Here is an 8,057-nt window from a genome sequence, read left to right on the forward strand (position 1 = left end):
TCTCCCTCAAGGGGAGAGATTGATGGCTGCCAACACCTCACACAAAACCTAACGGCAGTGAGCTTAGCGAAGACAGACTTGCGCACCAGCCGCTCAGAGCGTGGCGGCAATCCAGCTCACGATTTCGGATTGTACCTTGGAAAAGGCGTCGTCGAGTGCGGCCACGAGAACGCCGCTTGCGGCGCTGGAACTGACCGGAACGCTTGCCTTGAACAACCTCTGCGCCCGCACCACGCCGGTCCTGTCGTCCAGCAGCTTGACCGAGAGTTCGACATTGGCGGAGCCCGGCTCTGCGGCATCGATCGCGAATTCGCGCACCTCGACCACGACCTGATAGTCGATCGCAAGCCCCTGCCCCGGCATGCCGACGCCGGAAAACAGGCCGGTGTTCTCAAGGCCCGCCACAAGCTGCGCCTGGATCACAACGGGAAGCTGGTCGCTCCACTGGGCCCCGGCAAGATAACGCAGTTCCGCGCCGCCGAGACGCACCACGATGCCGCGATTGTTGAGCACCTGGATCGCCGACGGCGTCGGCACCAGAAGCTGGGAGCGCAGCGCCTTCTGGCTATCGAAGGTCACGACGGGCTGTGCGGACAGATCGAACGTGTCGGGCGCCGGGCGCAGCGCGCAGCCGCTCAGCCCAGCCGCAAGCAGACCCAGCGCGAGAAGCGGTCTCACTCCGGTTTTATCGATCGCGGCAAAAAGCATCTATCCAAACTTCCCCGGACTGGCCGAATTGTTATCTGTCAGAATTAAGGCATACGCCAGCGATTGCAAAGACCTGACATGCTTGTTTTTTCAGTGGCTTGCCGGATTGCAACCATAGCCCGCATCCGCCCGCGCTGCTCGCCAATGGCTCAATAACGGTTGCGCCCGTCATAGGTCTTTATGCTGTCGGACCCGAAAATGAACTGCTGCGGGTCGTTGCTGATCGATTCGATGGTGCGATTGAGGCTTTCGACCGTGCGGCGGGTATCGCTGACGAGGCCGCGCACATCCCTGAGGCCGGATCCCGAGAAGCTCTCGATATTCGCCGCGATCGGCCCGATCCGGGCATTCAGCGTCTCGGCCGCCTGCTTCACCGCGACAAGCGTATCGCGCGCCTGGTCGGACAGCGATTCGACATTGTCGGAGCCGAGCAGCTCGTCGACCTTCACCAGGATTTCGTTCACCCGCGTGGACGCCTGATTGAGCTTGATCGACATGTTGGAGACGTTCTCGATCGCGGTGTCGATGCTCTGGGTCTTGGCACTGATCGAATCGGCGACATTCTTGACGGACGCAACGGCAACCTTCGCATCCGCCATGACAACAGAGAAATCATCGATCGAACTGCCGACCTTTTCAGGGTCTATCGTTGTGACGATCGCATCGACCTGCTTGAACACATCCTGCGCCGTTTTTCCGAACGTAGCGTAGCTTTCGATTGCATCGCCGAACTGCGTAATGACCTCTTCCAGGTTCTTCGAGGCGACGGCGACGTTGGACGTAATCGTCTCTGCATTGGTGACGATCTTGCCGACCTCCTCCGGGTTGACCGCCTTGATCAGAACGTCAAGCGAGGCCACCGTCTTGTCGAGGCGTCCGGCGAGCCCGTCGACGGTATCGGACATTCTGCCGATGGATTCGAGGAACTCCCCGATCTGATCGGAATTGTCGGCAAGCGCGCCGGTGAAGGTGTCGACGTTCTTGACCGTCTGGGTCAGCGGCGTGCTGACGTCATCCACCAGCTTCTGCACCTGGCCGACGGTGTCATCGAGACGCTTCATGATCCGGTCCGCGGTGGTCAGAAGGTTGGAGAGGCCCGATTTGTCGGCCGTCAGCTCCGCCGGCTTCTCGGTTTCCAGGGATTCCTGCAGGATATTGTCGCCCTTCTCGCCATTGGCCGACAGTTCGATATAACCGGTACCCGTCAGCCCCTGAAGCTCCAGCTTCGCGTTGGTGCTCTTGTAGACCGGCGTGGTCGCCTTCACCTGGGTCCGGGCCATGGTGTAGCGGGAGTCGCTTGGATCGATTTCCAGAGACTTGATCGAGCCCACCTGGATGCCATTGAAGCGCACCGCGGAACCGACGCTGAGGCCATTCGCGGAGCCGGGAATGCGCACGATCAGATCGGCGACGGGCCCCTGTCGGCCATACTCCTGCATCCAGAAAATGAACCCGGCCCCGGCGGCCAGCACCAGCAGGACGAAGAAGCCGACAACGGTATAATTTGCTTTGGTTTCCATAACTGTCCGTCCGCGCTATTGGCTGTTCTGGCCGGCGCCGAAAATGGCGCGGGATCGTTTGCCCCTGAAATAGCTCTGAACCCAGGGGTCGTCAAAGGCGAGGAGCTTGTCCAGCGTTCCCTCGACAAGAACTCTCTTCTTGCCCAGTACCGCGATCCTGTCGCAAACGGCGTGCAGGCTGTCGAGGTCATGGGTCACCATATAGACCGTCAGGCCCAAAGTGTCACGCAACCGGGCGATCAGTTCGTCGAACTCCGCCGCGCCGATCGGGTCGAGGCCCGATGTCGGCTCGTCGAGAAAGACGAGGTCCGGATCGAGGGACAGCGCGCGGGCAAGGGCGGCGCGCTTGATCATCCCGCCCGATAGTTCCGACGGATAGCGCTCGGCAGCCTCCGGCCGCAGACCCACCATCTCGATCTTCAGCCGCGCCAGGTCGTCCATGAGCTTTTTCGGCAGGTCGAGATATTCGCGCATCGGCACCTGAACGTTCTCAAGCACGGTCAGGCCAGAAAACAGCGCGCCATGCTGGAACAGCACGCCGATGCGCATGTCGATCGCCAGCCGCTCCTCGTAGCTCAGATGGTCGAAATCCTTGCCGAAAATGTTGATCGTTCCCGCCTGCCGCTGGTTCAGCCGCAAGACGGTGCGCATCAGCACGGATTTGCCCGTGCCCGATCCGCCGACGAAACCGAGGATTTCGCCGCGATAGACGTCGAGGTCGAGGTTTTCGAGCACGGTCGGCCCGCCGAACCCCACAGTGAGGTCGCGCACACTGAGCACCGTGTCCTTGTCGCCCTGCGATTGCTGTTCGATATCCACCTCGGCTCCTCAGTAATCGATCGCGGCGTAGAAGATCGCGAAGATGCCGTCGGCCAGAATGACGACGAAGATCGACTTCACCACCGAGGCCGTGACCTTCTGACCAAGCGATTCGGCGCTGCCGCCGACCTTCATGCCTTCAAGCGCGGCGACGATCGAAATGATCACGGCCATCACCGGGGCCTTGGCCAGACCGGAAATCAGGTCGGCAAGATCGATCGCCTCCTGCAGCCGCTGCAAGAAGGTCTCATAGGTGATGCCGGCATAGAGATCGACCACGACCGCAGCGCCCAGGAGTGCGGCAAAATTGGCCAGGATCGTCAGCAGCGGCAAGGCGATGAGCAGCGCCAGCATGCGGGGGAAAACCAGCACCGCGACCGGATCGAACCCCATAACCCGCAATGCGTCGATTTCCTCGCGCATGCGCATCGCGCCGATTTCGGCGGTGATCGCGCTTCCCGAGCGGCCGGCAATCATGATGGCGGTCAAAAGCACGCCGATCTCGCGCAGCTGCAGAATTCCGACCAGATCGACCACGAACAGCTCGGCGCCGAAATAGCTGAGCTGGAATGCCCCCTGTTGGGCGATGATCGCGCCGACCAGGAACGACATCAGCGCAATGATCGGCACGGCGCGGACGCCCATATTGTCGATCTGGGCCGTGATCGCGGCCATGTTGACGCCGCCGCGTTTCGAAAACAGCTCGCCGAGCCCAACAAAAAGCGCGCCGAAGAAGCCGACGCCGGTATAGATATCGCGCCCGGCCGCCACCGCGGAAATGCCGACCGGCTCCAGCACATGCTGGACGATCGACCGCTGTCTGGCCGGAACCTTTTCCGGCTCCGGCAGCTCTTCGGGGATGGCCTCGAGCAGTTCGCCGAGCCGGTCCGTCATGCCGCGCATCTCGACCTTGAGACCGGCATCGCCGCATTTGGCCTCGGCTTCGCGAATCAGCCAGGCGCCCGCGGTGTCGATCACCGCGATACCGGAGAGATCAAATACCACATCGCCGCCGCCGGTGCCTTTCAGCTTGCCGCCGAGACCGTCGAGTTCGCCGTAGAGCGCTGCGGCGTTGTGAACGGTCCAATCGCCTTCAAATGACAAGGCCGCCGGCTGCTCGCCGGCGTTGAAGGTGAGAGAGGCTGTGGAATTATCCGCTTTCTGCAAAAGCCAGTATCCAGTTTCGTGCGCTCTTGGAACGGGAGGACGCCGCGATCCGGCCGACCGGACAGCGCACCGCGCGACCTTCGAAGCCGGCGCGCAGGCCAGGGCGCAACCCTGCAAATAACATTTGCTAGGCTTTTCACGGGCTGTCGGAGATTGCAAGTCTTTTCAATGGCGGGGAAGAGCGTTCGACGGCGCTTATGCGGCGCGGTTCCCGTCGCGGGCGGCCAGAAGCAGCGGCAGCGGATCGGCCTCGACCGGCTCGGCCGCTGCAGGCGCCTCCGCCGATTCGATCTTCTGCCAGGAGATCAGTTCGAACGTGCCGTCGAAATGCTCGGCCACCGCCGTGCAGCTTTCCACCCAGTCGCCGGTATTGATGTAGCGAATCCCGTCCATATCCTCGATCACGGCATGATGGATATGGCCACAGATCACGCCATCGACCTCGTTGCGACGGGCCTCCTCCACCACGACGCGCTGAAACTCGCCGATGAAGTTCACCGCATGCTTGACCTGCAGCTTGGCCCAGGCCGAAAACGACCAGTAGGGCAATCCCAGCTTGCGGCGGAAGAAGGCGAGAACCTGATTGATGGCGATCGCGGCATCATAGGCCCAGTCGCCGAGATAGGCGACGACGCGGGCGTGACGCACGACCACATCGAATTCATCGCCGTGGATGACGAGATATTTCTTGCCGTCTCCGGCCTCGAAGATCATCCGCTCCGCGACCTCGACCCCGCCGAAATGGGTGCCGGGGAAATTGCGCAGGAACTCGTCGTGATTGCCGGGAATATAGATGATGCGCGTGCCCTTGCGCGCCTTGCGCAGCATTTTCTGGATGACATCGTTGAAGACCTGCGGCCAGTACCAGTTCCGCTTCAGCCGCCAGCCGTCGATGATATCGCCGACGAGCACGATGGTTTCAGCCTCGTGATGGCGCATGAAATCCAGCAGGAAATCCGCCTTCGCGGCCTTGGAGCCGAGATGAACATCAGAAATGAACAGCGTCCTGAATTGCCTGGGTTCCATGCCTTCGACCCGCCCCGCCTTGTTGTCGTCACAAGAGTTAAAAGCAGAGTCGTATTTCAACTTGATGACATGCGGTTCTTGGGCGGGGGTTGAGAGGCTTCAGGCCGGCTGATAGCGCACGAAGGCGAAGGCATCGCCCTTTGGCGACCAGTTCGGCGAATTCATCGTGCCCTGCCCGCCGAAAAGCTCGAACAGGGTTTCCAGATTGCCGCCATCCATGTCCATCATCCGCACCCGCACCTGGCAGTCGCGGGGGTGATCGAACACATCCGGGTCGTAGGAGATCAGGATGACGCGGTCATTGGTCGGGCATGGATGGGGGAACCAGTTTCCGTAATCATCGCCGGTGATCTGCGCGAGGCCCGTGCCATCGGGACGCATACGCCAGATCTGCATCAAACCGGTGCGCGAGGAATTGAAATAGATCCATTCGCCATCGAAGGAATAGTCCGGCCCGTCATTACGGCCCTCGCCATGGGTGAGCCGCAGCTCCTCCCCGCCCGACGCCGCGATCGTGTAGATATCGAAGACATCCTCGCGGATGCCGCAATAGGCAAAGCGCGCGCCATCCGGCGACCAGCCATGCCAGTAGGAGGGCAGGTTTTCGGTCACCAGTTTCGGCATGCCGCCAGCCGATGGAACCGTATAGATCGCCGATTTGCCGAATTCGCACTTGTCGGAGATCGCGATGGTCGCGCCGTCGGGCGAGATGCCGTGATCATTGTTGCACTGGACGGCGAAGCCGGTGTCGATACGCTCAAGCGCGGGCGCGCCATCAAGCGGCAACCGATACATGATGCCATCGCTGTTGACCATCAGATGGCCGCCGTCCGGCGACCAGTTCGGCGCCTCGATCAGCGCATCGGACTGGAACACGACGCGCGCCTGCCGGCTTGCGACATCATAGATTTCGACTGAACTGCGCACCGGACATCTCCTCAAAACACCGCCCGGAGCATAGCATTGTGAGCGCCCATGTCACTGCATGGCAGTTCCTGCCAGGCGCGTCAGCGGTCACGGAAGCGGTTGGTGATCGGATAGCGCCGGTCGCGGCCGAAATTCTTCTTGGTGATCTTCACGCCCGGCGCGGACTGGCGACGCTTGTATTCCGCGATATAGAGCAGGTGCTCGATGCGGTGCACGGTCTCGACATCGTGGCCGCGCGCGACGATCGCCTCGACCGACATTTCCTTCTCCACCAGGCATTCCAGAATATCGTCCAGCGCCGGATAGGGCGGCAGCGAATCCTGGTCGGTCTGGTTGGGACGCAGCTCCGCGGAGGGCTTCTTGTCAATGATGTTCTGCGGGATCACGTCGCGCTCCGGCCCCAGCATGCCCTCCGGCCGCGCACCGTTGCGCCATGCCGAAACGCCGTAGACCTGCATCTTGTAGAGGTCCTTGATCGGGTTGAAGCCGCCATTCATGTCGCCGTAGAGCGTGGCGTATCCGACCGACATTTCCGACTTGTTGCCGGTGGTCACCACCATGGCGCCGAACTTGTTGGAGATCGCCATCAGGATGGTGCCGCGAGTGCGGCTTTGCAGGTTCTCCTCGGTGATCCCCTCTTCCGTGCCCTCGAACATATCGGCAAGCGCGGACATGAAGCCGGTCACGGGCTCCTCGATCGGGACGATATCATAGCGGCAGCCGAGCGCTTTGGCGCAATCGGCGGCATCCTTGAGTGAATCCTCGGAAGTGTAGCGATAGGGCAGCATCACGCAATGCACCCGCTCCGCTCCCAGTGCATCGACGGCGATCGCCGCGCACAGCGCCGAATCGATGCCGCCGGACAGGCCGAGCACCACGCTCTTGAAGCCGTTCTTGTCGACGTAATCGGCAAAGCCCAGCACGCAGGCGTGGTAGTCCGAGGCCTCGCCGACGGGCAATGCCGCCATCTCGCCGGTTTCGATGACCCAGCCATCCGCGCCGCGTCGCCACTTGGAAAGCGCGATCTCTTCGGCAAATTGCGGCATCTGGAACGCGAGCGAGCGATCGGCATTGAAGCCGAAACTGCCGCCATCATAGACCAGCTCGTCCTGGCCGCCGAGCGTGTTGAGATAGACCAGCGGCAGGCCGGTCTCGATCACCTGTTTCAGCGCCACCTGATGGCGGACGTCGACCTTGCCGCGATAATAGGGCGAGCCATTGGGCGAAAGCAGCAGTTCCGCGCCCGATTCGGCCAGCGTCTCGCAGACACCGAGTTCGCCCCAGATATCCTCGCAGATCGGAATGCCGATGCGGACGCCGCGAAAATTCACCGGTCCGGGCATCGCGCCGGGCACAAACACCCGCTTCTCATCGAATTCGCCGTAGTTCGGCAGGTCGACCTTGTCGCGGATCGCGATGATCTCGCCGCCATCGAGCACGGCGACCGAATTATGCCGCCCGGCCTCGCCCTGGCGCGGAAAGCCGACGATTACGCCGGGCCCGCCGTCAGCGGTGTCCTTCGCAAGCGCCTCCACCGCCTTCTGGCAGGCGGCGAGGAAGGCCGGCTTCATCACGAGGTCTTCGGGCTGGTAGCCGGAGATGAACAGCTCGGTCGACATGATGAGGTCCGCGCCCTTGTCGGCCGCCGTCTGCCGCGCCGCGCGCAACTTCTCCAGATTGCCGGCGATATCGCCGACCGTCGGGTTGAGCTGGGCGAGTGCGATTGTGATGCTGTCCATGGCAATTCCACCTTTCAGGTCCGACGAGGGATGGACACCATGTTTTCAGGGAAAAATCAAACCGGAAAAGGGCGGAAAGCACAAAACCACGTCACGCACCACCAATCTCCCCCCTTGAGGAGGAGATGCCCCGACAGGGGCAGAGAGGGGT

At 61.8% G+C, this 8,057-nt stretch carries 7 protein-coding genes; all 7 read right to left on the minus strand.

Annotation, left to right across the window (positions count from 1 at the left end; translation table 11 throughout):
• Positions 1 to 93: 93 nt before the first annotated feature.
• Positions 94 to 678 (minus strand): ABC-type transport auxiliary lipoprotein family protein, encoded by a 585-nt coding sequence (locus tag B4E36_RS10325; RefSeq protein ID WP_292055067.1) that lies wholly within the window; start codon positions 676 to 678, stop codon positions 94 to 96.
• Between the two features lie 179 nt (positions 679 to 857).
• Positions 858 to 2,228, minus strand: coding sequence for an MlaD family protein (locus B4E36_RS10330; RefSeq protein WP_292055066.1), 1,371 nt, complete (start codon positions 2,226 to 2,228; stop codon positions 858 to 860).
• Between the two features lie 15 nt (positions 2,229 to 2,243).
• The gene (locus tag B4E36_RS10335) at positions 2,244 to 3,047 is read right to left on the minus strand and encodes an ABC transporter ATP-binding protein (protein WP_345900310.1); all 804 of its coding nucleotides are present in this window, start codon (positions 3,045 to 3,047) and stop codon (positions 2,244 to 2,246) included.
• Between the two features lie 9 nt (positions 3,048 to 3,056).
• Positions 3,057 to 4,214, minus strand: coding sequence for an MlaE family lipid ABC transporter permease subunit (locus B4E36_RS10340; RefSeq protein WP_345900311.1), 1,158 nt, complete (start codon positions 4,212 to 4,214; stop codon positions 3,057 to 3,059).
• A 195-nt stretch (positions 4,215 to 4,409) separates the two neighbouring features.
• Positions 4,410 to 5,240 (minus strand): UDP-2,3-diacylglucosamine diphosphatase, encoded by an 831-nt coding sequence (locus tag B4E36_RS10345; protein WP_292055064.1) that lies wholly within the window; start codon positions 5,238 to 5,240, stop codon positions 4,410 to 4,412.
• A gap of 99 nt (positions 5,241 to 5,339) precedes the next feature.
• Positions 5,340 to 6,167 (minus strand): TolB family protein, encoded by an 828-nt coding sequence (locus tag B4E36_RS10350; RefSeq protein WP_292055063.1) that lies wholly within the window; start codon positions 6,165 to 6,167, stop codon positions 5,340 to 5,342.
• A gap of 80 nt (positions 6,168 to 6,247) precedes the next feature.
• The gene (locus B4E36_RS10355; RefSeq protein WP_292055062.1) at positions 6,248 to 7,906 is read right to left on the minus strand and encodes an NAD+ synthase; all 1,659 of its coding nucleotides are present in this window, start codon (positions 7,904 to 7,906) and stop codon (positions 6,248 to 6,250) included.
• Positions 7,907 to 8,057 lie beyond the last annotated feature (151 nt).

Source organism: Martelella sp. UBA3392 (assembly GCF_002358775.1).
Taxonomy (GTDB): domain Bacteria; phylum Pseudomonadota; class Alphaproteobacteria; order Rhizobiales; family Rhizobiaceae; genus Martelella; species Martelella mediterranea.

Excerpts from the sequence above, each read along its gene's own strand:
- B4E36_RS10330 (WP_292055066.1), bottom strand. The coding sequence starts at position 2,228 with ATGGAAACCAAAGCAAATTATACCGTTGTCGGCTTCTTCGTCCTGCTG.
- B4E36_RS10355 (WP_292055062.1), bottom strand. The coding sequence starts at position 7,906 with ATGGACAGCATCACAATCGCACTCGCCCAGCTCAACCCGACGGTCGGC.
- B4E36_RS10345 (WP_292055064.1), bottom strand. The coding sequence starts at position 5,240 with ATGGAACCCAGGCAATTCAGGACGCTGTTCATTTCTGATGTTCATCTC.